Source organism: Brucella tritici, from assembly GCF_008932295.1.
Taxonomy (GTDB): Bacteria; Pseudomonadota; Alphaproteobacteria; order Rhizobiales; family Rhizobiaceae; genus Brucella; species Brucella tritici.
Window position 1 is genome coordinate 1 of record NZ_WBWA01000013.1, and the last position, 26,252, is coordinate 26,252.

Genomic DNA, 26,252 nt, shown 5'->3' on the forward strand with positions numbered 1-26,252 from the left:
GCCCCGTGCTCCAGGGCCTCGCCAAACCCGCAAACGACCTCTCGCGCGGCTGCAGCGCTGACGATGTCCTCCACATGATCGCTATAACAGTCAATCAGGCCAGGTGAAGGACACCGTGTCGTTCGTGAACCTCTAAGGCTTAAGGAAGCGCACAGCGATGCCATAAAGAAACTGTGGCAGCACCGTAAAGGCATAGGGCGCATAGACCCGTTCCAGCCGCTGATGATACTCGCGTCCCCATGGGCCGATATTTACTACGGGATAAGAAAGCGCCTTTGGATTGGCACGGTCGATAAACTGAGCAGCGGGCGTGTTGGCCGCGATGACTTCGCTATCCATCGCGTCAGGGATATGACCGAAGAAGCTCATATCCGAAATCCCGGCAAAGATTTCCCTATATCGGATCGTCGTATCAAACTGGCGCTCCGCATCCACGCGTGCGGTTTCCAGAGCTTCCGCAAAACGCAGTTCTTCTGCCGTTTCGGTCCCCATCCGAACATGTGGATAGACAAGGCTCCCGAAACCGATAATGATCGTCGGGCCTGTAATACGCGCCTCGGCAACCATCGCATTGAGGAGTTCCCGCGTGATGAGAAGCGGGTTGTCGCTGCTTGAAAGCTCGGCTTCCAATATGGCTATCCGTTCCAGTGCCGCGTCACCACCAATACGCCGGACTTCGTCGCGCAGCTCGGCAGTGGTCAGAATTCGACCCTTGTGATTGGCGTCTGCATCGCTGCCAACCAGCTTTGCGAAGCGTTCAGCCTCAACATTGAAGTGCTTGATCGCACGATCCAGTGCCTCGCCGACAACCGCCTTGAACTGCTGGAACAAAGCATCAGGCGAGACGGAATGGGTGAGCCAGTTGAAGGCAATCCATGTTCGTTCCGGCGTGGTCACTTCATAGCCACCGCGGAAATCCCGCGCTTCAAGACAGATCGGGGGCGGCGAAACTTCATCATCCGCTGTATCGCAAAGAGCTGCATTGGCTTCCACTGCCCGCATGATTTCCGATGCGATGAGATGCGCGCTGACACCTTCGAACGGATAACTCGCATGCGAAGGCTGCCCGACCACGAAGGCAAAGGGAAGTTGCTTTCCGATAGTGCCGCGATAGATGGCGCGGCCTTCCGCACCGTCACCTTGATCGCTTGTTGCATCCAAATTGATACCGGCGACGATGTCGAGGTCCCAGCGTTCGGCAAGTTCCGGCAAAGCATCGCGCAGGCTGCGCATTCCCCGCGAACCGCGCTCTTCGTCAGGTGTTGCAAACAGGATCAGATTGCCTTCGCGATCCGGCTGCTGCGAGAAATATTCGAGTGTGGCGATGCCAGCGGCAACGCCACTCTTCATGTCCAGCATGCCGCGTCCTGGAATGTAATGTCCGCTCCGGAAGTCGGCGAGTGCCTTTTCCTCGTTCGGAGCAAGCGGGCGGCTGGTAAGGTCGGCGAGAAGCGCTTCAAGCAAGGCATCCGGCTCGAAGGCCAGATGCTTCAAATCACGGTAGTTTGCAGTTTCCACCACGTCGAAATGGCCCGCCAGAGCCAGGGTTCTGCGCCCCGTGCCGCGGACGACCGCGATGACATTCTTGGTCATCGGTGAACCGTGGCTATCGATGACAGCGATGTTGTCCGGGTTTTTCTGGAAATATGGAATCTCGCGCAAAAGTTCGGCAAGCTTCGGACCGAACGATGCCTCGTCAGGTGTTCCGGTCTCGCTTGGCCATTTTACCATGCGATAGGAGAGTTCTCTCACCCGTTCTGTCGGGTTCCATTCATTTGGGGATGCCACGGTCTTTCCTCGCTCAATAGTTCCCCGCCTCCGTACCTCGAACAAGGCACAGGCAGGTTTTCACGATCTGACTAATTGTTTTCGCAGTTCCAGACGCAAAACCGTTTCACACTTTTGCCGGAACTGCTCCAAACATCAACTTACTGGTTGAGATGCTTTCTCAGGAACGCTCTCGTTCTTTCATTTTCCGGATTGCTGAAGATAACATCCGGCTTGCCTTCCTCGACCACAACGCCCTTGTCCATGAAGAGCACCTTATCGGAGACTTCAGCGGCAAAACGCATTTCGTGGGTCACGATGAGCATGGTCATGTGCTCCTGTGCGAGCTGCTTCATGACCTGATTGACCTCCTCGACCAGTTCCGGATCGAGTGCGGAAGTTGCTTCATCGAACAGCATGACTTTGGGCTGCATCGCAAGCGCACGGGCAATAGCCACGCGCTGCTTCTGACCGCCCGACAGTCGCGACGGGTACATACTGGCCTTGTCGGCGAGGCCGACCTTTTTCAAAAGAGAAACGGCAAGTTCCTGCGCTTCCTGCTTGCTCTTGCCCTTCAACTTGATGGGGCCGAGCGTGATGTTTTCCATGACATTGAGATGCGGAAACAGATTGAAGTGCTGAAAAACCATGCCCATCTGCTGGCGCACGGCATTGATATGCCGCTCGAATGCCCGCCCGTTCAACGACTGGTTCACCTGAATGCCGTCCAGCAGTATCTGGCCCGAATTGACCGTTTCCAGGTGGTTGATGGAGCGAAGCAACGTACTTTTACCGGAACCGGAAGGGCCGATAATGGCGATGATCTGTCCACGTTCGACCGACAGATTGATGCCCTTGAGAACTTCGAGTGCGCCGTAAGCCTTGTGGACGTCGCGCACTTCCACCATGGGTTTGCTGTTGCTCATCGGTAAGCCTCGACTTTCTTTTCCATCCAGTGCAATCCGGCTTCCAGGATGAGATTGAGTACGTAGAAGATCACTGCGGCAGTGATGTAGAATTCAAACGGGCTATAGGTTTCACTGATTGCCTGCTGTGACGCATGCACCAGCTCTGTGATGCCGATCACCGACACGAGTGCCGTGTCCTTCAAGAGAGCAATCAGATTATTGCCCACCTGCGGTAGCGCGTTGCGGACAGCTTGCGGCACGATGATGTAGCGCAGCGTCTGGCCACTGCCGAAGCCCAACGAACGGGCACCCTCATTCTGCCCCGGATCGACAGTCAGGATTGCGGTGCGGAAGATATCCGAATTATAGACCGCAAAATGCAAGCCAAGTCCGATGATACCAGTCCATACGGCAGGAATGTTGATGCCGATCTGCGAGAGGCCGTAATAGAGCAGAAACAGTTGCAGAAGCAGCGGCGTGCCCATGAACAGCCAGATGAAGAAGCGGACCGGATAGCGCACCAGCCAGTTGCCGTAGAGAACAAGCAGGGCAAATGCGATGCCACCGAAAAAACTAACGATAGATGAGGACACAGCGATGATGAGTGTCCACCAGATGCCGGTCATCAGGAGTTCGGTATAGGGCGGGACGATGGAGAAATCGAGTTGCATGATATCACCGCCTATTTGAGTGCGTAGCGGGCTTCGAGAAAATCGACGAAGCGTGCAACGATATAGATGAGGACCATGTAGATGGCCGCGGCGATGCCGAAAATTTCAAACGGACGATAGGTCGAGCCGATGAAACGCTGGGCTGTGTAGGTCAGTTCGACTACGGAGATTGCGGAAACAAGAGCAGAGCCCTTGATCAGCATGACAGTGTTGACACCGAGCGAGCGGATCATGAGCCGGGCTGCCTGCGGCAACACCACAAAGCGCATCGACTGTCCACTGCTGAAACCAATGGAACGAGCAGCTTCGTTCTGCCCGGCATCAACCGTCAGAATAGCGCCGCGCATGGCTTCGGCGTAATAAGCACCAATATTGAGTCCGAGACCGATGGCACCGGCTGCAAAGGGCTCAAGATTGATGCCGATCTGCGGTCCGCCGAAATAGAGAACAAAAAGCTGCAATAGGCAGGGCGTGCCGCGAAAAACACTGACATAGGCTGTTCCGACAAACCGCAGCAGCCAGAAGCGCGACAGTTTTGCGGATGTTGCAAGCGCACCGACGCTCAACCCGATCAGAATGGCAAGCGCCGAGATTTCGACGGTAACCAGGGCGGCTTCCAGAAAGTATGGAAAGACCTCCGCCATCAAAGAGAAATTCATTATCTCCCCTTTCCTGTCTGGAAAACCAAGCCGGAAAGAAACTTTGCCGGGACAATTGCGTTAATAGCCGTCCCGGCATGGGGTTTCACGCGGTTAGCGGATATCGCGACCGATCCATTTGGTCGAGATTTTCTCGTAGGTGCCGTCGGCTTTCATGTCATCGAGAGCCTTGTTGATCGCGTCCTTCAGCTCAGGGTTACCCTTGCGCAGAGCAATACCAACATTGTCGGTACCCTGAAGTTCAGGCGTATCGAGCTGACGAACCTTTTCGCCGCTTTCCTTGATGGCAATCAGGATTGGAATGTCATCCGAGGCAATGGCGTCCACGCGGCCCGAACGAAGCTCAAGCAGCAGTTCCGGAATGCCCTTATAGGTGCGGACGGTCCAGCCGCCCTGCTCGCGCGCCCACTTGTCGCTGGTTTCGCCAAGCGTAACGGCAATGGTCTTGCCCTGCTTCAGTTCGTCCATGGACTTGACCGGCGATGCTTCCGTCACGAAGATACCACGACCACCGCGATAGTAAGGACCTGCGAAATCGACAGCATTTTCGCGTTCCGGCGTGATGCTCATGCTGCCGACGACGACATCAAACTTACCTGCACGCAGCCCTGCAATGATACCGTCGAAAGCGGTGGTCACGACAACCGGCTTTACATCAAGGCGCTTGGCGATTTCAGCACCGATATCAACGTCGAAGCCGACAACCTGGTTCTGACCATCAACAAAGCTGAACGGCGGAAAAACACCGCTCATGCCGATGCGCAATTCGCCGCTCTGCTTGACTTTTTCGAGGTCGTTAGCGTGAGCGGGAGCGAGCATCATCAGCGCGCCGACGCTAGCTGCAACGAGTGACGACAGAAGGGTTTTCATTTTATTTTCTCCTAAGTGATCGTGCGCGATCACGGGCAATGCCCGTTCCGAGCGCCCGGATGGACGCATCTTTCCAGATCGTCGACGCCCGACGGGCGGCGGCAAATTTGTCGGGAAAACCGATTCGGAACAGGCAAGATCGACGCGCTCTGGTACCCAGGAGCGGGAGAAAGAAAAACTCCATCGATCCACCTCCGAAATTCCCCTGCCAGTTGCGTTGCTGCTTATCCGGCTTGTTTGTTTTCAAGCACGCTAACGGAGCAAAGGATCAACGAAAACGTCAATTCGGTATAGAAATATCCAGTAATTTGCGATAAACGCAATCAAACTGACGAAATCGTCAAATGGTGGTTTGGTGATGGATGATCTGGATCAGCGCTTAATATCGGAACTGCGTATCAATGCGCGTGCATCCATCCCGACGCTTGCGAGCATTCTGGGGGTGGCGCGAGGCACGATCCAAAGCCGTATGGAACGTTTGATCGCATCAGGGGTCATTGCAGGCTTTACAGTCAGATTGAAGGATCATGGCGCCACCGACATGATCCGCGGTATCATGATGATCGAACTGACCGGACGAAACATCAAAAGCGTGATAGCGACTTTACGCAAGAACCCAGGCTTCTCCGCTGTAAATACCACGAATGGTACATGGGACCTGATCGCCGAGATCGAAGTCCCAAACATGAATGAATTTCACCGGCTGGTAACAGGAATCCGCGCCATGGACGGGATTGCTAAGTCCGAGACGCACATCTTTCTCGGACCCGCCTGAATCTTCGACCCTCTATTCCGCAGCTTCTGCCACATAACCGAACTGCAAAATGGCGTCCGGCGCAGCAACGCCAGGCAAAATATGACCGTCATCCACCGGAGCCCCCATCCGGGTAGTCATAGGAATGACGCCTGCCCAGATTGGCAGTGCATAATCGGCGTCATCATCCTTCGGCGGACCGGAACGAACCTTTGCCGAGGCTTCATTCAATTCCAGTTCCAAAAGCATGGTGGCTTTCAGCTCCTTTGCCATCATCGGACGCAGTCCCTCCCAGCGACCGGGAAAAAGTCCGTTTACGAAACTGCGCAAGTGATGTTCCTTCGTCGCGACATCCGAGATTTTATGCGCTGTCCCGAAAGCCATGACCGAGCGATAATTACAGGAATGATGAAACGCTGATCGGGCAAGGACCAGCCCATCGAGCAGTGTAAAGCTCACGCACACTTCCGCTTCGTCGCAGCTTTCCAGCATGCGGCTGGCGGATGATCCGTGCCAGTAAATGAAATTGCCTTCACGCCAGACCAGCGTTGGTGTGACATAGGGCGTTCCATTGAACACATAAGCCACATGCGCCAGAGGCTGAGCATCGATGATTGCGTGAACCGTGGCTGCATCATAGGCACCGCGCTCATGCATGCGCTTCACGCGGCTGCGTTCGGAAGGGGGTGTCGTCATGGCCGATATTTCTCCTTTATGTTTGGCCAAACTGCCGCCATAGTGGTTTTGAGAAAATAACCACTTTCAACGAATACGATAATGCCAATTTCCAATACGCTTCCGGAATTCGGGATTGATCGCGCCAGCGATGTCTCGCTTACTGCACAACTGGTCGGTCAGATAAGACAAGCGGTTTTGGCCGGACGCCTGAAACCCAATGCAAAACTGCCTTCTACCCGTGCCTTGTCTCTGGAACTCGGCCTGTCACGAACAACCGTTCTTGCGGCCTTCGACCAATTGATCGCCGAAGGCTATCTGGAAGGACGTCAAGGTTCCGGAACCCATGTCACCGCCGAACTTCCCGAAACCAGCCTGACAGTCGACCAACCGCCTCTTCATACGATAGCCCAGCAGCGGTTACACCGTGAGGAAGCCAAAGCCTTCCGGCTCGGTATGTTCGATAGCGATCATTTCCCGCACGACGAATGGGGCAAACTGTTAGGACGCATCTGGCGCAATCCCTCCCCTGATCTATTAAGCAGCGACGATGTGTTTGGCTTTCATCCTCTGCGGTCATCTTTGGCCCGTCATTTGCACGAATGGCGCGGTATGATTGTCTCACCGGAACAGATTATCATCACCAACGGCAGCGCAGACGCTCTTGGCCTTATCCGGGAAGCGCTGTTTGCGCCGGGTGACAGACTCTGGATGGAAGAACCCGGATATCCGCCTGCGCGCAAGATCCTAGGTACCAATGGCCTCGACATAATAGCCGTTCCCGTCGATGTCGGCGGTCTCGATGTCTCGACGGGGCGAGATAAAGCCAACGACGCACGTGGGGCGTTCGTCACACCGGCTCGACATCACCCGACAGGCGTAACCATGACGTTGGGGCGCCGTCTTGAATTGATTGCATGGGCAAGAGAGCGTGATGCTGTCATCATCGAGGACGATTACGACAGCGAACACCGTTATATCGGCCAGCCCCTGCCGGCGTTGATGTCGCTGGACCCAGACCGTATTCTTTACATTGGAAGCTTTTCCAAGGTCTTTTCGCCACTCCTGCGGCTAGGCTTCCTGATCGTACCGGCACATATGACCGCTCAATTCAGAGCTTTGCGACAAACCCTGTTTCCTGCGCCGTCGCCACTGGCGCAGCCAGCATTGGCCAGCTTCATAGAAACGGGAGCCTTTGCGCAGCACATCAGGCGTATGCGTCGCATACATGCATCGCGGCGGCGTAAACTGATGGCAGCACTTGCCCCCGGAGAGCCGGAACTGTTCCGGATTGAGGCTCCTCCTGCTGGGCTTTCACTGCTTCTGGCTTTACCGGACGGGCAAAGCGATACACGTCTCGCAGGCATTCTGTCAGAGTCTGGTATTGAGGTTCATGCACTATCGACACTCTACACGAAACTGAAGCCGCGCCAGGGGCTTATCCTCGGCTTCTCAGGATTTGATGAAACCGTATTGGAGAATTCTGCAACAGCACTGATTAAAATTCTCGCGCAATCAAATTAGAGAGTGTGCATTAGCAATTTCGTAAACTTTGGATTCAGCATTTCCCGGTAAGCTTTGATTAGCAATTAGCTCAGAGGGAGCGTTGCAGCCCACTTGTTTTGCGTTACGGGTGCTCATGCGTTCTTCGGTTGTATCAGTCATCGCCCTTGCCTGCGCCGCTTTGACGGGCTGTACGTCAAGTTCCGGCATCGACAGCATCATGCTCCAGTCGAAGACTTCGGCTGAGACAACGAGTTCGGTGGCTCGCCCGGTGCCGCCCGCTCCTCTGAGCGAAATGGCGAGCGCTTCGCAGCCGATGCCAGCAGCCCAACAGGAAGAAGTTCTGGCTTGGGCAGGCCCCATACCTGATGCAGGCCCGTTCAAGGCAGAGCCGCCAGCCCGCATTACGCCGCAACCACAGCCGCAGGAACGCCCCCAGGCGCGCATCTCGCTTCCGAAGCCTGAAGTCGCAGCCTACCCGCCGGTACGCCTTACGCCGCAAGAACGCTCGAAAATCTACAGCCACCGTTTCCGCGATGCAAAACCGATCAATTTCGGACGCTCTTCGCCGCGCAAGCTGGCAGTTCACGGTGTGGACGTCTCGCGCTGGCAGGGTGATATCGACTGGGTGAAGCTGCGTACACAAGGTGCAAACTTCGCCTATATCAAGGCAACTGATGGCGGCGACCATCTCGATCCCATGTTCCGCAAGAACTGGCGTGAGGCGAAAGCCGCAGGCATCAAACGCGGTGCATACCACTTCTTCTACTGGTGCCGCGTGGCAAGCCAGCAGGCCGACTGGTTCATCCGCAATGTTCCCAAGGAAGCCGATGCGCTTCCACCTGTCATCGATGTGGAATGGAACGGCGATTCCTCCTGCAAGCGGCGGCCTTCTCCGGCGCAGGTGCGGGAAAAGATGCAGGTCTTCATGGACAGGCTGGAACAGCACTACGGCAAGCGGCCAATCATCTATACCGCGCCAGATTTCTATGACGACAATCTGAAAGGTGCCTTCACCAACTATCCATTCTGGTTACGTGCCGTCGCCCAACATCCGTCCAAGGTTTATCCGGGGCGTCCATGGACCTTCTGGCAGTATTCAGGATCAGGGCTTTCGCAGGGTGTAAGCGAAAAGATTGACCTGAATGTCTTCCACGGCTCAGAGGACGACTGGCACAGATGGCTGGCGCGCGCTGCCAGTTAACCGCTCAAAACCCGGCATGCAATATCGCCATGCCGGGTTCGTTCATTTGGGCCGCTATATTCAGGCCGCGTCCGCTCCGTGCTCTTAGCGCTTCCCGATATTTTCCAGGTCGTAAGGCGTCGATTGATACATCTCGTTGATCCAGTTTCCAAAAAGAAGATGCGCGTGGCTGCGCCAGCGGTTTTCCGGCTGGCGCGTTGCGTCGTCTCCAGGGAAATAATTCGCCGGAACCTTTGTTTCAGGTTGGGCCTGAATGTCACGGAAATATTCGTCCGCCAGTGACGTCGTGTCATACTCCACGTGATTGAACATATGCAGTGAGCGATGACGCGGATCGTCCAACAGGCAAAGCCCCGTCTCTGGGCTATCGACCAGCACCTTCAACCCGCTGTCGGACGGAATGTCGCTCTTGCGCACTTCGGTCCAGCGCGAAACCGGGATTTTGAAATCATCCGAAAAGCCGCGAAGGTAGGGAGACGATGGCGCAAGGTTGCGTTGGCTATAGACGCCCGACGCCTTGCCCGGTAGTTCGTATTTGCCCATGCCGTGGAAATGATGAACGGCAGCTTGCGCAGCCCAGCAAATATTCAGTGTCCGATGCACATGGGTCTGTGTCCAGTCGAACACGCGTTGCATTTCGTCCCAATAGGTGACTTTCTCGAACTCAAGGCGTTCGACCGGAGCCCCGGTGATGACAAAACCGTCAAAGCGTTGATCCTTCACATCTTCCCACGGCTGGTAGAAGGACAGCATGTGATCGGCGGGCGTGTGGCGCGCCACATGGTTGGTGATACGAACAAGGGTCAACTCCACCTGCAACGGCGTTGCTCCGAGAAGCCGCGCAATCTGCGTCTCGGTGGTGACCTTGTTGGGCATCAGATTAAGAAGGCCGATCTTCAGCGGGCGAATATCCTGACGAACGGCATCTGCTTCACGCATGACCATGACGCCCTCGGACTGGAGAACACTGGTTGCTGGCAGATCGTCAGGAATTTTAATCGGCATGTCGCGTCGGTCCCTAGTTTATGTTGGTGAGGACGCGAGTGGCTTTATCCGTATATTTGCCGGTTTGGCCACATCCTCTCCTTGCAGAGAGTACCACCTTGCCCGGAGAGGCAGGTTGGCGTTGGGCGTCTCCCCAACTCTTGATGTGACGACACTTCTACTCAAACTCTTTGGGAGTGGCAATAGGGATTAAGTGTCACCTTAAAGTGTATGAGAAATTTCCGTTTCAGGCGTCGATCAATATGCGAATACTACTCTCACAGACGCCGCGAATTTGGATTGAATGGCCTTTAAGCGCGCGCGATTGCAGTTTTCAAAGCTCTAACGCGTTGAACGCATGTCCGAAATGATTGTTCAGCAGCAAAATCGAAGGCGATAGCACGAGGATCCTTCTCCTCGACCGGGACCCGGCATGAAGCATGAACTTCTGCGGCGCCAGTTGCCTCCATGATCCGTCCCACATTCTCAGCATTCACGCCGCTACCGGGCATAATGCTGATACCCTCGCCAGCCATTTCAGCTAGCCGCCGCAGTTTATCAAGGCCGTCCTCGGCGGTTTGTGACAGGCCGGATGTCAGAATACGTTCAAAGCCGAGCGCAATTGCTTGCTGCAGCGCAATCTCCATATCGGGAACAAGATCGAATGCGCGATGGAGCGTTACTCCAAGGCCCTTTGCCTCTGCAATCAGTCTTTCCAGCATAACCGCATCGAGAGAGCCGTCGCTCAGCGATGCACCGACAACGACACCGGCCAAACCAGCATTTCTAGCGTTGCGAATATCAGCCAGCATTATGGCTTCATCTTCTGCCGAAAAGCAGAAGTTGCCCCCGCGCGGTCTGATCATTGCGTAAACCGGGATTGGTGCTTTCGAGGCAAGCTCAATCAACCCCAGCGAAGGGGTTAAGCCACCCAGCTCGAGCGCAGAGCAGAGCTCAATCCGATCAGCACCACCTTCAATTGCCGACCGCAAGCCATCGGCACTATCCACGCAGACCTCAAGTAGTGCGCTCACGTCTGATGCCCCAATATTGCTGCCCCGACCAAACCGCCATCGCTGCCGAATATGCCCGGAACAACTAACGGCTTGTCTATCTTCCGCAGAATTCGAGCCCTGACCGCCTCATCGACTGCTGAGATCAATTCGGAAGCGGTAGCAAGTCCACCTCCAACCGGTATGATTGATGCGCCGGTTATGTTGACGACGGCAGCAAGCGGATCGGCAACCAACTGGAGATAGGCCGAAATTGTCCGTCTCGCCTCCGGTCTGCCTTCCAGCCATTCCTGCAGGATCGTATGGCTATTCGCGTCGATACTATTCAGAAGCTGGTGCAGCTTTTCGATCCCGCGTGCACCGCCGATCGTGTCGACACAACCGCTTTGACCGCACCCGCAATCGAAGCGAGGAACCGACACTGTTTGCCCGTCTATTTCTACACACGTGTTGAGGATCGGGCCATGCCCCCATTCACCAGTCAAACCACCTTTACCGCGAACCAATTGACCGTCGATAACAAGCCCACCGCCGACGCCTGTTCCCAGCACTGCGCAAAAGACTATGTCATGTCCCTTACCCGCTCCTTCGATTGCCTCAGCAAGCGCCAGACAATCGGCATCATTGGCGGCAATTACCTGCCGTTGTAATCGCTCGCCGAGTTCAAAGCTTAGCCTGTGTCCGGTAATGCATGGGATATTTGCAGAGAAAGCGGTAGTTGTATCCGGATCAACTAATCCAGCGATGGAAAGTGCAAGTGGCCCCCTGTCGTCCGGTGCGTGGGTTCGGAGCGCAGTTTCCAATGCCCCGCCAAACTCATCCCAACTGTTGGCCGGCGTTGGCAGTTTTTCAAGCAGCTCGATATCGCCCGGATTGGCTGAGCGCGCCAGCCGAATGAAGGACCCGCCAACATCAGCGGCGAAAACTGTTCCAGCCCGTTGAGACTGACGCGTCCTTCTGTCGTGCATCATTGATCATCCGCCGATACGTTTCGATGTTCCATCCAATCATCGTAAATGTAACGGCAGTCAATCGGGAGGCACAATCTATCCTACGGTTTCGAGGCAACAAGCGAGATGTTCACGCCTTGCGGGTCCTTGCATTGAACAACCCATTCGCCGTTGGGCACTTGCATCGGCTCTTGCAAAACGGCTCCACCGAGAGACTTGACCCTGCTGGCAGCATCCTTCACGCCATCGACCATGAAGTAGAAACCCCAGCCGACGCGAGTACCAGGAGGCGCGGTCATGATACCGCCATGATCGGCGCCATCGACACTGAACACCTTGTAGTTCCCCATAGGCCCCATGTCGAAGTTGCGTGAGAGCTTCCAGCCGAAGACCTTCTCGTAGAAAGGAAATACTGTCTCGCCGTTCTGGGCGTAGAGTTCGTGCCAGCCCGGATGTCCCGGTTTGCGCGAACCGAAGTCGGCCGGTGGCGGCATTTCGTCTTTCGGCTCAAAAAGTGCAAAGACACCACCTTGTGGGTCCGACACAATCGCAAATCGCCCGATGTTCGGAATATCTTGCGCAGCTCTGAGAACTTTGCCGCCCTCCGCCTCAACTTTCCGGGCGTAGTCATCAGCATTTGCCACACCGACATAGCCGATCCAGCCGGGCTCGCCGCCGCAGTCCTCTTTGGGCATGTCGGCCATCGACATCATGCCCGCAATCATGCATCCGGGCACTTCAAACAACGTATATTTCATGCCGGGGACACCGGCGTCTTTTGCCGTCCAGCCGACGACTTTTGTATAAAAATCCTGTGCCTTGTCAGCATCTGTTGTCATCAATTCGTACCAGACGAACGGAGAAGAACCGTTTTTCATTGAAAGTACTCCCTTGGATTTATTTCGCGGTTGAATGATCAGCCGCAGCAGCTGTGCTTGGAAGCCTGTGCTTCATACTCATCGTGCCGTTTGACGAAATGCATCGTGCCATTTTCATTCCGACCCTTGGGCGCGCGGTCGAGGATCATCAGAGTGCCGATCCATTCTTCGATACCGCGGGCATAACTGGAATAGGTGTGATAGATCGCACCGCTTTCATCCTTGTAGAAAGCGCTCATGCCGGGCAGCTCATCGAAAGCATCTTCTGCTGCCAGCTTGTCGAAGTTGTAGAAAACGCGATTGTTCTCGAGCTCATCCTTTGTAAAGGAGACGTGATAATCGAAATTGAAATCGCTGCCTTCTGACGAAACCCAGGGGAAGTGCCAACCCATCCGCTTCTTGTATGCTTCGAGCTTTGCCAACGGGCCACGCGAAACGGCAACAAGCGTGACATCGTGATTGTTGAGATGTGTGACCGCGCCGTCAAAATTATCGGCGAGGAACGAACATCCTGTGCAGCCTTGATCCCAGTCTGGTCCGAACATGAAATGATAGATCAGCAACTGGCTACGCCAATCGAACAGATCGGAAAGCGTTTTCCGTCCTGAAGGCGTATCAAATGTATAATCCTTATCAACCTTCACCCACGGCAGAGCCTGCCGCTCACGATTGACCTTGTCGCGCAGATGGGTGGCTTCTTTCTCGCTTGCCAGAAGCGCGCGTCGCGCTTCCAGCCAAACTTCTCGGGATACGACCTTGTTCATGGTGCAAGCCCTCCTCCGGCTTTTGCTCCCTGTCTATGCCCATATATGAATGTTCCCGCTTGACGATTTACATTGATATCAATATTAATAAGTCATGTCAAATAGCCTCGATGTACCTTTTGAAACAACACTTCTGGTTCGTGATACCTGCCTTTGTTTGCATGTTCAGCGCGCCGCACGCGCCCTCGCCCGCCGCTTTGACGATGCTCTACGTCCGGTCGGGCTGACCAACGGCCAATTCTCTTTAATGATGTCGCTCAACCGCCCGGCACCGCCACCGATGAAGCCTGTTGCGGAACTTCTGGCAATGGATCAGACCACTTTGACGGCAGCCTTGAAGCCCTTGCAGCGGCAAGGTTGGGTCGAGATCATCGTCAACCCGAATGACAGGCGCGAACGATTATTGCAGCTCACGTCTGAGGGAAAGACAGCTCTCGCTGCAGCGGTACCTATATGGAAGGCCACGCATGCGGATATCGAGAAGCAGCTCATAAGCGGCAATGGCGATAAAGTGCGCAGGGACTTGCTGGTTCTATCGTCGGTCTGATGGCAGATTGAATTTCTTGCCATAAGCCTTTTCCGCAATACGTCGGAGCGAATGCCCGATGGCGGCATATTCATTGGGGTTCGCCAGCGAAATACAGCCTGCAGGGTGCCAAAGCCGGCGCCCGGCAACACAACAATGCTGGTTTCGTGCACTATATGGAAAAGCAATGGCGGTCAGGCACACTTCGATTGAAAAGTTGAAAGTGTTTTCCGGAGCTTTCCTATTTCAGAACTGGGACAATATTCTTACACATCTCGATGATGAAAAGCCTGACAGACATAAATATTAAGAACGTAAGGTCTGGAAAACGTGTGGCTCGGGCATAAAATAAGTCTAAAGCCCCCCGTTTCGCAACGAAACAATTGCGATCAGTTTAAAGATGAAAGCAGGCTGAAATAATGAGTGATAAGCGTGTCCCCCATCTCGTTGTTGTCGGCGCCGGTTTCGGCGGATTGCAACTGATCCACGACCTCAGAAACGTCAACGTGCGGATAACGCTGATCGATCAGCGTAATCATCATCTCTTCCAGCCACTTCTCTATCAGGTCGCAACAACCATCCTCGCCACGTCCGAAATCGCATGGCCAATCCGCCATCTGTTTCGTGACCGCAAGGAAGTAACCACCTTGCTGGGCACAGTTACTGATGTCGATACCGGACGCCGTCAGGTGCAGCTCGAAAACGGCACTGAAATTTCGTACGACATGCTCGTACTTGCCACTGGAGCTCGCCACGCTTATTTCGGCAATGATCAATGGGAAGTGCTGGCGCCCGGGCTGAAAGCGCTTGAAGATGCAACCACCATTCGCCGTCGCCTGCTTTTGGCCTTTGAGCGTGCCGAACGTGAGACAGACGAAGCAAAGCGGCAGGCATTGTTGACATTTGCCATCGTAGGTGGCGGACCGACCGGTGTGGAGCTTGCAGGCATTATCGCGGAACTAGCCAAGCAAACCATATGGCCGGAGTTTCGCAATATAGACACGCGGCTGACACGCGTAATGCTGCTGGAAGCAGGTCCACGCATTCTGGCGGCTTTTCCAGAAGACCTATCCGATTATGCGCTGAAAGCGCTCGAAAAGCTGGGCGTCGAAGTGCGGCTCGGAATTCCGGTCAAGGATATTACAGCCGAGGGCGTAACTGTCGGCGAAGAGTTCATTCCCTGCCATACGGCAATCTGGGCGGCGGGCGTTGCCGCCTCTCCTGCTGCTACATGGCTGAACGCTGAGAGCGACCGCGCGGGACGTGTGAAGGTGCTGTCCAACCTTAATGTGCCGGGGCATGATGATATCTTCGTCATCGGCGATACGGCCTGGGTGGAAGGACCAGATGGCAAGCCGGTTCCGGGCATTGCGCCTGCCGCCAAGCAGCAAGGGGCTTATGTTGCCAAAGTCATCAAAAGCCGTATTGAAGGAAAAACGCCACCGATGCCATTCCGTTACAAGCATCAGGGCAACCTTGCGACTATTGGTAGAGGTGCTGCCGTTGTCGATATGGGGCGCTTCAAGCTTAAAGGGATCATCGCCTGGTGGTTCTGGGGAATTGCGCACATTTTCTTCCTCATTGGAACGAGAAGCCGTGCGGCTGTCGCCTGGAGCTGGCTGTGGACTTACATCTCCGGCCAGCATAGCGCCCGGTTGATAACACAGGGAAAGCCAGTCGAACGTTGAATACAAAACGGCCCGCCAAAAGCAGGCCGTTGCACTTTCTGCCCGATAAACTCTATTCAGCTGGCTCAAGCTGCGGAACAAGGTCTGTAATAACGGGCGTTCCGTTCATCGCCGCAGCGAGCTTGTCCGCATCAAGTTCATTTTCCCAACGCGCCACGACGATTGTTGCGACCGCATTACCAACGAGATTGGTCAGAGCACGACATTCCGACATGAAGCGGTCTATACCGAGGATCAGGGCCATACCCGCGACTGGAACGGCCGGAACGACAGATAATGTCGCCGCAAGCGTGATGAAACCGGCCCCGGTAATCCCCGCAGCGCCCTTGGAGCTTAGCATCGCCACCAGCAGAAGCAGAATCTGGTCGCTCAGTGACAGTGGAATATCCGTCGCCTGCGCGATGAAGAGGGCTGCCAGCGTCATATAGATATTTGTGCCGTCGAGATTGAACGAATAACCGGTCGGGATAACGAGGCCGACAACGGAGCGCTTGCATCCAGCCTTTTCCATCTTGTCCATCAGCGCAGGCAGTGCTGCTTCTGAGGATGATGTACCCAGAACCAGTAGCAGTTCTTCCTTAATGTAGCGGATAAGGGCAAGGATTGAGAAGCCATTGTAACGTGCAACCGCCCCTAGAACGACAAGCACGAACAGCAAGGACGTGAGATAGAATGTGCCGATCAGAAGTGCGAGATTGGCGATCGAACCGATGCCGTATTTACCGATGGTGAATGCCATGGCACCGAAAGCGCCGATTGGAGCCGCCTTCATAAGGATCGCAACCAGCTTGAAAACAGGTGCGGTCAAGACATGAAGAAAGTCGGTAACAGGCTTCCCCTTGTCGCCGACGAGAGCCAGCGCAATACCGAACAGGACCGAGAAGAACAGCACCTGCAGAATGTCGCCTTCTGCGAATGCTCCAACAATCGTTGTCGGGATGATATTGCTCAGAAAGCCGGTGATGGTTTGCTCATGTGCCTTGGCGGCGTAATTGGCAACAGCTTTCGGATCCAGCGAAGCCGGATCGATATGCATTCCGGCGCCCGGCTGCACAACGTTAGCCACGATGAGACCGATAATCAGGGCAAGTGTCGAGAAGGTCAGGAAGTAGAGCATCGCCTTACCGGCAACGCGACCGACCTTTTTCATATCGGTCATCCCGGCAATGCCTGTCGCAACGGTGAGGAAAATGACAGGTGCAATAATCATTTTCACGAGCTTGATGAACGCATCTCCGAGCGGCTTTAGCTGCGTGCCCAACTCGGGATAAAAATGGCCAAGCAGAATACCGGCAGCAATAGCTACCAATACCTGTACATAAAGATGCTTATAAAGTGGGATCGGACCGCGCGGCTCTGCCGCGGTGCCTGTCGGTACTGCAATCATGATGTCCTCCGTTCGACCCAGTCCGGAACCTGTCCGGCCTCCCGAGCCTTTCAGTCTGGAATTCCAGCGGTCTGAGCCGCTGCTGAACCTTTTGTTTGCAATGTCCGTGCCAGTTTGGTCAGTTTTATATAAGGTATTGTTTTATATAGATTTATTATCCATCCAAACGACCACCCCCCAACAAAAGTGCGAATATCCGCACATTTTTATTTTCAATATGTGTGGAATAATGCACCATGGAAGCAATGAATTCGAACTCTTCGACAGAGGGCATCACGGCCCAATCCGCTAATTCCAACCGCCGCACATGGGCGCTGTTTGGGTTGTTTTGGGTTGTGGTTTTCGTATTTGCTTTGTGGATTGTCGGCGATTTTGCGCGGGACAAAGCCATTCTGGCATTGAGCGAGCAGACAAGGATCGATGCCAATCTCAACACTGCATTACTGCGTGCCGTTCTCGATAAACAGCGCGCCCTACCTCTGGTGCTTTCAAAGGACAGGGCACTTGAAGCAGCACTTCAGGACAAAACTTCCGCGACAATCGATCCTTTAAACGAGAAGCTGGAGACGTTGGCGAAAGGTACGCAGGCTGCCGTCATTTATCTAGTTGGCATGGATGGTATTGCAATTGCTGCGAGCAACTGGCGCGGACCGACCAGCTTCGTCGGCAACGATTACAAGTTCCGGCCCTATTTTCAGGAAGCGTTGAAGAATGGGGATGCCGAATATTTCGCACTCGGTAATGTCAGCAATCGTCCCGGCCTTTACATATCCCGTCGTATCGAGGGGCCGAACGGACCGCTGGGCGTGATCGTCGTCAAGCTGGAATTCGACCGTCTGGAGAGCGACTGGAACAATGCCGGACGACCGACATTCGTCACAGACGAGCGCAACATCGTTCTGATTACCAGTCTGTCGTCCTGGCGCTTCATGACCGTTGGTTCAATCGGTCAGGAACAACTCCAGTCCATCCGTGATAGCCTGCAGTTTGGTGAAGCACCTCTCACCGCACTGCCGCTGACGGTTAAGTCAATCGGCAGCGGCGATGTTCTGCTGATCGATGCATTGCTGCCGGGTAACGCCCGCAACACAGACTTTCTCGCCATTCGTTCGTCCGTGCCATCCACTCCATGGCAGATGTACAGTCTCGCTCCAATCCGCCCGCAAATTACCGCAGCCATGCGTGAAGCGCGTCTGTTTACCTTGATTGTTCTGGCAACAGTTGCCACGGTTGCCGGACTTCTTTTGCGACGCAGGCAGAAAATCGCAGCACGCATTGCCGATGCCCAACGCACGCAAGCAGAACTGGAAGAGCGCGTGGAGGAGCGCACCCGCGATCTCAGCTTGGCGCGTGATCGTCTGCAGGCCGAAATCAGCGACCATCGTCGCACCGAAACAATGCTGCAAGGCGTCCAGCAGGATCTTGTTCATGCCAACCGGCTTGCCATCATGGGCCAAGTTGCGGCTGGAGTAGCACATGAAATCAACCAGCCGATTGCAACCATTCGCGCCTATGCTGACAATGCAAAAACTTTTATCAAACGGAAGCGCCTCTCCGATGCAACCGAGAATCTCGATGAAATCGCGGCACTGACAGACCGTATCGGCACAATCACAGGTGACCTTAAAGCACTCGCCCGAAAGGGCCGCTCTCCTTCAGAGCCGACTTCGCTCAGTCAGGTCATTTCAGGCGCGCTGATATTGTTACGAAGTCGGTTCTCCGGACGCATGGATCAGCTTGATATCGCGCTGCCGCCGTCCGAACTGCGCGTGACAGGCCAGTCCCTCCGACTTGAACAGGTTTTCATAAACCTATTCCAGAATGCGCTGGAAGCTGTTGATTTAAAAGAAAATGACGGACGAATAGAAGTTCGTACACAGGTGAATAACGATAAGGTCATCATCACGGTCTCAGACAATGGACCCGGCATACCACAGCATATTCGCGACAATCTGTTTTCGCCATTCAATACATCGAAAGAAAAAGGGCTCGGCCTCGGTCTTGTGATCGTCAAGGAGATCATCACCGACTATGGCGGAACCATATCCGCCGAAAGCAGCACCGCAGGTACATCTTTCCGCATTGAATTGAGAAAAGTATGATGGACAAGTCCCTTTCCGTTATTCTCGTCGACGATGACAAGGCGCTGCGTCGCGCCACCCGTCAAACGCTCGAACTGGCTGGTTTCGAAGTTGCCGACTTTTCAAACGCTCTGGATGCTTTGAATAGCGTTACTTTTGAATATGATGGCGTTGTCGTTACCGATGTCCGCATGCAGCAGATCGACGGTCTCCAATTCTTTGCTCAGATCAAGGCCATCGACCCCGATTTGCCTGTAATCCTGATTACGGGCCACGGTGATATTCCCATGGCTGTGCAGGCCATTCAGGACGGCGCCTATGATTTTATTGCCAAGCCCTTTGCAGCCGACAGGCTCGTACACAGCATCCGTCGCGCATGGGAAAAACGCCAGTTGATCTTGGAAAACCGTGCCCTGCGCGAAGCCGCTGAGAATGTGGAGGGCGATCTACCGTTGATCGGCCAGACACCGGCGATGGAAAATCTGCGCCGAACCTTGCGCGATATAGCAGATACGGATGTCGATGTGCTGGTGGCTGGTGAAACCGGTAGTGGCAAGGAAGTGGTCGCACAATTGCTGCACAACTGGGGCCGCCGCCGCAAAGGCAATTTCGTGGCACTCAATTGTGGAGCCTTGCCCGAAACGGTGATTGAAAGTGAGCTGTTCGGTCATGAAGCAGGCGCCTTTACAGGTGCCCAGAAGAAGCGGCTCGGACGGATTGAACACGCAAGCGGCGGCACTCTGTTTCTCGATGAAATCGAGAGCATGCCTGCAGCAACGCAAGTGAAGCTACTGCGCGTGCTTGAGATGCGCGAAATCACGCCACTTGGCACGAATGAGGTTCGCCCGCTCGACCTGCGGGTTGTGGCAGCGGCAAAGATAGACCTCGGCGACCCGACCCAAAGAGGCGACTTTCGTGAAGACCTCTATTACCGGTTGAATGTCGTCACGCTTTCCATCCCACCGCTAAGAGAACGGCGGGACGACATTCCGTTACTCTTCGCACATTTCCTGACGCGGGCGTCGAAGCGCTTCAATCGCGATGTACCTGCGATCGACGCCACCACGCACCGCCATCTTATGAGCCACAACTGGCCGGGAAATGTCCGCGAACTCGCACATTTTGCCGACCGTGTTGCGCTTGGTATTGCAAAACCGGGACATTCGCCGCAATCCATGGCCAGCAGTCAAGAAGCGCTTCCAAAGCGGCTCGAGCGCTACGAAGAAACGCTCATTCGCGAAACCCTTGCCGCGCATCATGGCAATGTTCAGGAAACGATTGAGGCGCTCGGTATTCCTCGAAAGACCTTTTACGATAAGATGCAGCGCCATGGCATAAATCGCGCGGACTACCGCGCCAATGGTGATTGAAGTTCATCCGCCATTTGTCTGGGAGGACCACGATGACCTTGAAACTCTACCTTCACCCCTTTTCGTCATACTGCCAGAAAGCAATAACAGCCTTCTATGAAAAGGACATAGCTTTCGAAGCAAGAATACTGGACGGCACAGAACCAGTGGCCAGCGAGTTCACCTCACTTTGGCCCTTCGGTAAATTTCCTGTGCTAACGGACCATGGAAAACTGGTGTTTGAGGCGACGGGCATCATTGAATATCTAGAAGCCACCTACCCGCATACCAGACGGCTGATCCCATCAAACCCGTTGGTCAGCGCGGACGTTAGAATGTGGGATCGCTTCTTTGATAATTACATAAACTACCCACAACAACGCCTCGTTTACATTGCACTTGGTCGTGAACATGACGACGGTGGTGACCGCTGGCGGGCGGCGTTCGATACAGCCTACGCATTTCTGGATCGGCACATGGCGGGGCGTGAATGGGTCTCCGGCGACAATTTCAGTCTTGCCGACTGTGCTGCGGCACCTTCTCTGCTCTATGCAGACTGGACTTATGCCATTCCCGAAAAATTCGCCAATGTGTGGGCGTATCGCAAACGCCTGCTTGCGCGACCAAGCTATGCACGCGCGCTGGATGAGGCGCGACCGTTTCGTCGTCTTTTTCCATTGGGTGCACCCGAAGAAGGCAGAGACTGAGAAGCCAGCCCCTTCAGATTGGCCTACAGGGATTGCATGAACTCATGCAGAACCACAGCTTGGTTGTGCTCTTCGTCCCGCGCACCATATAGAAGCGTCAGCCGGCCACCCTTTGCCTTCGCAATCAAATCCTTGAGCGCTGGCTTGTTTCCTTCAAGCTCCTCGCGATATTTTTCCTGAAATTCATTCCATCTGGCAGGGTCGTGGCCAAACCATTTACGAAGATCAGTCGATGGAGCCACGTCCTTGGCCCAGAGGTCTATATCTGCCTTTTCCTTCGTCATGCCACGCGGCCAGACCCTGTCCACGAGGACACGATAGCCGTCATCCGCCGAAGGAGCTTCATAAATCCGCTTCAAGTCAATCGTCGTCATAGGAATGGCTCCTCAGTACCCTGTTGACACATATGGCGAAGCAAAAGCCTTCGACAAGTCAACTTAAAAGAACGCGAAAGAAAAAGGCCGCTGCACATCAGACATTTCATGTCCGACAGGCAACGGCCTTTTGATTGCGAATACCGGACTGCGAGGGAGCCGCCGGTTATCGCACGAAACGGAAAACTTAATTCTTCTTGGCCGGAGCGGCCTTCTTGTGCGACTTCTTCGCAGTGTGATGCTTCTTGTGAGCTGTATGCTTCTTCGCATGATGCTTGGCGGTGGTCGTGTGAGCCGCAGCAGCCGGAGCAGCGTTAGCAGCGCTTGCCGTCAGGACAGGAGCAGACAGGCCCAGAACAACAGCCATTCCAAGAGCAGAAATAAGGGACTTCTTCATTTTCCGGTTCCTCAATTGGGTTTTCCGTTCGGGGTCTTCCCCGCCGGAGGTAAAACAATTTCCTGTCCGCCTGTATCGGCCATGTCAGGTTTGCCCCCTAGAAGCTTGAGGGCCTCGGCATAGGCTCGCAGGCCCTGTGCCTCTCTTCTGCTTGCGCAGAATTTCATCCCCCTCTTCTGCAAGGTCTCCGCCTGACGAGCCTGCCGAGTTTCGACACGACCGGAAAGTGCGGTTTGCAGTTGATGCTGAAGCCTGTCACACCGTTCGCTGCGTGTTACGAGTTGCGCTGCCATTGCTCCGTTGGGAAGCGGAAAGGACAGCAGACCCGCTAGACAAAGTGTTGAAAGAAACGCTTTCGCAGATGTTTTCGATATAAAAATCGAGTTGAACATACGAATTCGATCTTTCATTGGGCTTCAGTTTCTTCAGCGAGACCGTTATTGCACGCCTTGTTTGCCCTTGTTTTTCGCATCTGTTGCAATTTGTTTCTGAATTGTAGCGCCATGCAAATGCCGGTTGAAAACCAAAGCTTCAGGCTTTTTATCGTCGCAATCCGGGCGCTACTATCAGGAGACTTTTAGCTATTATGGAAGCTGCAAATTGAAAGAAGACGCCCACGTTCTGATTGTCGATGACGACAAAGATATACGTGACCTTCTGCACGAATTTCTCAAGCGCCGTGGCATGCGCGTTTCCATCGCTCAGAACAGCGAGGAGATGCATGATGTAATGAGCCGCACGGCCATCGATCTGATCATTTTGGACGTCATGCTTCCCGGCAGAAGCGGCATCGAAATATGTCAGGATATCCGCCGTCATTCGCGTGTTCCGATCATCATGCTGACGGCAATTGCTGATGCCGCCGACAAGATATTAGGCCTTGAGATCGGCGCCGATGACTATCTGGCAAAGCCGTTCGATCCGCGCGAGCTTCTTGCTCGTATCCGCGCTGTGCTCAGGCGCCTGGAAAACAACCGTGGTCCCAGCCGCCCCGTCACGCACAGCTACCGCTTCGCTGGCTGGACACTCGACTGCGCGCGCAGGCGTCTTACGTCTCCGTCCGACGTGCGCGTCGAACTGACCACGGCAGAGTTCAATATGCTTGAAGCTTTCGTCAAAAGTTCGCAACACATCCTTAGCCGTGATCAGTTGATGGAAATGGCCGGAAATCAGGCTGTTTACGGCTATGATCGAAGCGTCGACATCCTAATCAGTCGACTGCGGCGCAAATTGAATGACGATCCTCGCTTCCCGAAACTGATCCTCACCATTCGCGGCGGCGGCTACCAGTTCGGCCATGAGGTCGAAATGGAATGAGGTTTCCCTTCCCTCGTTCCCTGCCAAGTTGGCTTCTCACAATTCTGATCAGCGGCCTCCTGATTACACAGATTGCTACGCTCTGGATTGTTTCGCAGGATCGCAAGGATGCGAACAATGCGCTGGAGCTGTTCCGTCTCAGCGAAAGAGCAACGGCTCTCGTCAAACTGCTCAGCACAACACCAGTCAGCGACTGGAACAGTCTTGCCACTCGCCTGACGAATTCCGGTCAGGGCATCACCATCACGACACAACCCGATGTGCCGACCGTGCTGGCCAGCGAAGATGACCTCGCTGAACTCGAAGACGTGCTTGTCGCGCGTCTGGCACGTTATGGCGTTATCGACGCCCGTATACGCCGCGATAAAGTTGCACATGGATTCCGCGCCGCTTCGACACAAACCACCGACAACAGTGATATCGGCGATGTCGAAAAGCAGATCAACGATCTTGCAGCAACAACGAACTTGAGCGCGAGCCTGACTACCTCACTACAGTTCGGCGACGGGCGCTGGATGAACTTCGCGACACGGATCACACCGGCTGATCCGATCATCACGATCGAAACCATTCCTCTGTTTGCGCTTGTGGCGCTGAGCGTGGTTCTCGTGGCGATATGGGCGACCCGCCGTCTGACAGCACCCTATCGGGTGCTCGAACGCGCCGTGCACCGGATTGGTGGCGACTTGAAAAGCGCGCCACTGCCTGAAGATGGAAGCCGTGAATATAAAGCTGCTGCGCAAGCCGTGAACACGATGCAATCGAAGCTGCTTGATTATGTTGCTGAACGCGAACAGCTTGCGGCCGCTCTTGCGCATGACCTGCGCACCCCGCTCACACGCATTCGGCTTCGCCTGGCACTGGTCGAAGATGAAGTTCTGGCAAAGTCACTCGCCAAAGATCTCAATGATATTGAGGCGATTTCGCGTTCGGTAATCGACTTTGCGACATCCGAACTTGCCAATGAAAAGAGGGAGAAAATCGATCTCTGGTCGCTTCTCCTGTCCATTGCCGACAATTACCCGCAGGCAACGCTGGATGAGAGAAATTCCGACCGACTGGACGCTGTAGCCTACTGCCAGCCTGTCTCGATCCAGCGCTGCATCACCAATCTGATTGATAATGCCCTTGCTTATGGTAGCAAGGCCAAACTCTCACTTCGGCAAGACAGTAATGAGCTCGTGTTGCTTGTGAAGGATAATGGGCCGGGTATTCCTGAGAACCAGATCGAGGAAATGTTCAAGCCCTTCAACCGGGCAGACAAATCCAGAAATCGGGACTCCGGCGGCTTCGGCCTTGGATTGACTATCGCCCGCAACGTGGCGCATGCTAACGCTGGTGAAATCTTTTTGAAGAACGATCCATCAGGCGGACTGGTCGCCGAGTTACATCTGCCTGCCTGGCGGGAATAGTCCCCGGAAGACCTGCCTCCGAGGACTATGGCTCAAGCAAAAACGGTGTCGATCGCCTTTTTCGTAGCTGCGACAACCTTGTCCGCCTCTTCAGACGTGAGGCAAAGCGGTGGCGCAAATCCCAGAATATCGCCTTCCGGCATGGCGCGTCCGATAACGTCGTTAGCCAGAAGCGCCGTTGAAACCTGTGCGCCGATCTTCAGCGACGGATCGAAAAACTTGCGATCATCACGATCTTCCACGAATTCGATTGCCGCCATCAGGCCCTCACCACGAATTTCGCCGACGTGCTTATGATCGCCAAGAGCGTCCTGCAATGCCTTACGGAAATAGGCGCCTGTGGAACCGGCATTTTCAACGAGCTTCAATTCGTCGATGAGCTTGAGATTGGCTACGCCTGCTGCAGCACAGATCGGATGGGCGGAATAGGTCCAGCCGTGACCGATTGGTCCCATCTTGTCCGATCCTCGAACCAGCACCTGCCACATCCGGTCCGATACAATCGAACCGGAAAGCGGTGCATAGGCCGAAGTCAGTCCCTTGGCGATGGTAATCAGATCGGGCTTCATGCCGTAGTGGTCGGAACCGAACATACTGCCAAGACGGCCGAATCCGGTAACGACCTCATCTGCAACAAGCAGAATATCGTAGCGGTCAAGAACGGTTTGAATTTTCTGCCAATAGCCAGCGGGTGGCGGGACGATACCTCCGGTGCCCAGAACAGGCTCACCGATGAAGGCCGCGATCGTATCCTGGCCTTCTGCGAGGATCATTTCCTCAAGCTTGTCGGCGCAATGTTGTGAGAACTGCTCTTCACTCATAGAGCGATCTGCGCGGCGGAAGTAATACGGCGATTCCGTATGCAAAACCGGTGCACGCGGCAGATCAAAGGCATTATGGAACGTCGCAAGACCGGTCATGCTGCCGGTCATCACGCCTGAACCGTGATATCCGCGCCAACGGGAAATGATCTTCTTCTTTTCCGGGCGGCCCAGAATATTATTGTAATACCAGATGAGCTTGATGTTGGTTTCGTTCGCATCCGAGCCAGATAAACCGAAGTAAACGCGGCTCATATGCTCTGGTGCGCGGTCGATGATCATCTTGGCGAGTGTGATCGATACTTCTGTGCCATGACCGACGTAAGCGTGATAATAGGCAAGTTTGCGCGCCTGCTCCGCAATTGCATCGGCGATTTCTGTCCGGCCATAACCAACATTGACGCAATAGAGGCCTGCGAAGGCATCTAGGCTCTTGCGACCGTTCACATCGGCAATATAAACGCCCTCGCCGCCTTCCAGCACGCGCGTCGGTGTTTCGCCCCGCGCATGCATACCCATATGAGTGGAGGGATGAAAGAAATGATCCCGGTCCCAGGCGGTGAGTTCATTGCTATTGTTCAACATGGTTATGT

27 protein-coding genes and 1 riboswitch are annotated in these 26,252 nt (G+C 54.6%); of the genes, 11 read left to right on the forward strand and 16 right to left on the reverse strand.

The features are described 5' to 3' along the window. Window positions 1–107, forward strand: a 107-nt coding sequence (locus F9K91_RS14275) for a phosphate acyltransferase (RefSeq protein WP_268878389.1), incomplete at its 5' end; no start/stop codon positions are given. Between the two features lie 25 nt (window positions 108–132). Here F9K91_RS14275 and F9K91_RS14280 read toward each other — a convergent pair. From F9K91_RS14280 to F9K91_RS14300, 5 genes are all read right to left on the reverse strand, one after another. Beyond that, window positions 133–1,731 carry a M20/M25/M40 family metallo-hydrolase gene (locus F9K91_RS14280; RefSeq protein WP_151678079.1) on the reverse strand — a complete coding sequence of 533 codons (1,599 nt, stop codon included), beginning with the start codon at window positions 1,729–1,731 and terminating at the stop codon, window positions 133–135. 197 nt (window positions 1,732–1,928) lie between these two features. Further along, window positions 1,929–2,693 (reverse strand): amino acid ABC transporter ATP-binding protein, encoded by a 765-nt coding sequence (locus tag F9K91_RS14285; protein WP_151651529.1) that lies wholly within the window; start codon window positions 2,691–2,693, stop codon window positions 1,929–1,931. After that, a complete protein-coding gene (locus F9K91_RS14290) occupies window positions 2,690–3,346 on the reverse strand; it encodes an amino acid ABC transporter permease (RefSeq protein WP_010658696.1) in 657 nt (218 codons plus the stop codon). Before F9K91_RS14290 ends, F9K91_RS14285 begins: the two co-directional genes overlap by 4 nt. Window positions 3,347–3,357: 11 nt before the next feature. Further along, the gene (locus tag F9K91_RS14295) at window positions 3,358–4,005 is read right to left on the reverse strand and encodes an amino acid ABC transporter permease (RefSeq protein ID WP_061347902.1); all 648 of its coding nucleotides are present in this window, start codon (window positions 4,003–4,005) and stop codon (window positions 3,358–3,360) included. 93 nt (window positions 4,006–4,098) lie between these two features. Then, complete coding sequence (locus F9K91_RS14300) at window positions 4,099–4,875, reverse strand: transporter substrate-binding domain-containing protein (RefSeq protein WP_151678029.1); 777 nt, start codon at window positions 4,873–4,875, stop codon at window positions 4,099–4,101. Window positions 4,876–5,233: 358 nt separating this feature from the next. Here F9K91_RS14300 and F9K91_RS14305 point away from each other — a divergent pair, with 358 nt between their 5' ends. After that, window positions 5,234–5,650, forward strand: coding sequence for an Lrp/AsnC family transcriptional regulator (locus tag F9K91_RS14305; protein ID WP_010658693.1), 417 nt, complete (start codon window positions 5,234–5,236; stop codon window positions 5,648–5,650). A gap of 12 nt (window positions 5,651–5,662) precedes the next feature. Here the strand turns inward: F9K91_RS14305 and F9K91_RS14310 are convergent, their stop codons facing one another. Next, window positions 5,663–6,325, reverse strand: coding sequence for a pyridoxamine 5'-phosphate oxidase family protein (locus tag F9K91_RS14310; RefSeq protein ID WP_151678030.1), 663 nt, complete (start codon window positions 6,323–6,325; stop codon window positions 5,663–5,665). 81 nt (window positions 6,326–6,406) lie between these two features. On the opposite strand from F9K91_RS14310, the gene pdxR reads away from it, so the two are divergent. Together pdxR and F9K91_RS14320 are read left to right on the forward strand one after the other, a co-directional pair. Beyond that, a complete protein-coding gene (gene pdxR / locus F9K91_RS14315; RefSeq protein WP_151678031.1) occupies window positions 6,407–7,828 on the forward strand; it encodes a MocR-like pyridoxine biosynthesis transcription factor PdxR in 1,422 nt (473 codons plus the stop codon). Window positions 7,829–7,943: 115 nt separating this feature from the next. After that, a complete protein-coding gene (locus F9K91_RS14320) occupies window positions 7,944–9,011 on the forward strand; it encodes a glycoside hydrolase family 25 protein (protein ID WP_151555782.1) in 1,068 nt (355 codons plus the stop codon). Between the two features lie 84 nt (window positions 9,012–9,095). On the opposite strand, the gene metA is transcribed toward F9K91_RS14320, so the two are convergent. The 5 genes from metA to F9K91_RS14345 form a co-directional block, all read right to left on the reverse strand. After that, entirely contained in the window at window positions 9,096–10,016 is a 921-nt protein-coding gene (gene metA, locus F9K91_RS14325) for a homoserine O-acetyltransferase MetA (protein ID WP_151678032.1), read from the reverse strand. 42 nt (window positions 10,017–10,058) lie between these two features. After that, window positions 10,059–10,168: riboswitch (SAM-I-IV-variant riboswitch) on the reverse strand. A gap of 138 nt (window positions 10,169–10,306) precedes the next feature. After that, window positions 10,307–11,029, reverse strand: a complete 723-nt coding sequence (locus F9K91_RS14330) for a copper homeostasis protein CutC (RefSeq protein ID WP_151678033.1) — start codon at window positions 11,027–11,029, stop codon at window positions 10,307–10,309. After that, window positions 11,026–11,976: an ROK family protein gene (locus tag F9K91_RS14335; protein WP_151678080.1), complete on the reverse strand. Its 951-nt coding sequence runs from the start codon at window positions 11,974–11,976 to the stop codon at window positions 11,026–11,028. The genes F9K91_RS14330 and F9K91_RS14335 overlap by 4 nt, the downstream gene beginning before the upstream one ends. Before the next feature lie 83 nt (window positions 11,977–12,059). Then, the gene (locus F9K91_RS14340) at window positions 12,060–12,836 is read right to left on the reverse strand and encodes a VOC family protein (RefSeq protein WP_151555785.1); all 777 of its coding nucleotides are present in this window, start codon (window positions 12,834–12,836) and stop codon (window positions 12,060–12,062) included. Between the two features lie 38 nt (window positions 12,837–12,874). Beyond that, window positions 12,875–13,600, reverse strand: a complete 726-nt coding sequence (locus F9K91_RS14345) for a DUF899 domain-containing protein (RefSeq protein WP_151651533.1) — start codon at window positions 13,598–13,600, stop codon at window positions 12,875–12,877. Between the two features lie 94 nt (window positions 13,601–13,694). Between F9K91_RS14345 and F9K91_RS14350 the strand changes: the two genes are divergently transcribed. Together F9K91_RS14350 and F9K91_RS14360 are read left to right on the forward strand one after the other, a co-directional pair. Beyond that, window positions 13,695–14,147, forward strand: a complete 453-nt coding sequence (locus F9K91_RS14350) for a MarR family winged helix-turn-helix transcriptional regulator (RefSeq protein WP_151555787.1) — start codon at window positions 13,695–13,697, stop codon at window positions 14,145–14,147. 398 nt (window positions 14,148–14,545) lie between these two features. Beyond that, a complete protein-coding gene (locus F9K91_RS14360; RefSeq protein ID WP_151651534.1) occupies window positions 14,546–15,814 on the forward strand; it encodes an NAD(P)/FAD-dependent oxidoreductase in 1,269 nt (422 codons plus the stop codon). Between the two features lie 52 nt (window positions 15,815–15,866). Here the strand turns inward: F9K91_RS14360 and F9K91_RS14365 are convergent, their stop codons facing one another. Next, entirely contained in the window at window positions 15,867–17,201 is a 1,335-nt protein-coding gene (locus tag F9K91_RS14365; RefSeq protein WP_151678034.1) for a dicarboxylate/amino acid:cation symporter, read from the reverse strand. A 236-nt stretch (window positions 17,202–17,437) separates the two neighbouring features. Between F9K91_RS14365 and F9K91_RS14370 the strand changes: the two genes are divergently transcribed. From F9K91_RS14370 to F9K91_RS14380, 3 genes are read left to right on the forward strand one after another with little or no spacing between them, the layout of a single operon-like run. After that, window positions 17,438–19,303, forward strand: a complete 1,866-nt coding sequence (locus tag F9K91_RS14370; protein WP_151678035.1) for a sensor histidine kinase — start codon at window positions 17,438–17,440, stop codon at window positions 19,301–19,303. Next, the gene (locus tag F9K91_RS14375) at window positions 19,303–20,652 is read left to right on the forward strand and encodes a sigma-54-dependent transcriptional regulator (protein WP_151678081.1); all 1,350 of its coding nucleotides are present in this window, start codon (window positions 19,303–19,305) and stop codon (window positions 20,650–20,652) included. Before F9K91_RS14370 ends, F9K91_RS14375 begins: the two co-directional genes overlap by 1 nt. Window positions 20,653–20,684: 32 nt before the next feature. Continuing rightward, window positions 20,685–21,338, forward strand: coding sequence for a glutathione S-transferase family protein (locus F9K91_RS14380; RefSeq protein WP_151555791.1), 654 nt, complete (start codon window positions 20,685–20,687; stop codon window positions 21,336–21,338). A gap of 23 nt (window positions 21,339–21,361) precedes the next feature. Here the strand turns inward: F9K91_RS14380 and F9K91_RS14385 are convergent, their stop codons facing one another. The 3 genes from F9K91_RS14385 to F9K91_RS14395 form a co-directional block, all read right to left on the reverse strand. After that, window positions 21,362–21,712: a DUF488 domain-containing protein gene (locus F9K91_RS14385; protein WP_151555792.1), complete on the reverse strand. Its 351-nt coding sequence runs from the start codon at window positions 21,710–21,712 to the stop codon at window positions 21,362–21,364. Between the two features lie 187 nt (window positions 21,713–21,899). Then, window positions 21,900–22,109 (reverse strand): hypothetical protein, encoded by a 210-nt coding sequence (locus tag F9K91_RS14390; protein ID WP_061347887.1) that lies wholly within the window; start codon window positions 22,107–22,109, stop codon window positions 21,900–21,902. An 11-nt stretch (window positions 22,110–22,120) separates the two neighbouring features. Next, window positions 22,121–22,402, reverse strand: a complete 282-nt coding sequence (locus tag F9K91_RS14395) for a hypothetical protein (protein WP_235912997.1) — start codon at window positions 22,400–22,402, stop codon at window positions 22,121–22,123. A gap of 307 nt (window positions 22,403–22,709) precedes the next feature. Here F9K91_RS14395 and F9K91_RS14400 point away from each other — a divergent pair, with 307 nt between their 5' ends. Then, complete coding sequence (locus tag F9K91_RS14400) at window positions 22,710–23,426, forward strand: response regulator (protein ID WP_151555794.1); 717 nt, start codon at window positions 22,710–22,712, stop codon at window positions 23,424–23,426. Further along, a complete protein-coding gene (locus F9K91_RS14405) occupies window positions 23,423–24,838 on the forward strand; it encodes an ATP-binding protein (protein WP_151555795.1) in 1,416 nt (471 codons plus the stop codon). Before F9K91_RS14400 ends, F9K91_RS14405 begins: the two co-directional genes overlap by 4 nt. Window positions 24,839–24,870: 32 nt before the next feature. Here the strand turns inward: F9K91_RS14405 and F9K91_RS14410 are convergent, their stop codons facing one another. Then, window positions 24,871–26,244, reverse strand: a complete 1,374-nt coding sequence (locus tag F9K91_RS14410; protein ID WP_151678036.1) for an aspartate aminotransferase family protein — start codon at window positions 26,242–26,244, stop codon at window positions 24,871–24,873. Window positions 26,245–26,252 lie beyond the last annotated feature (8 nt).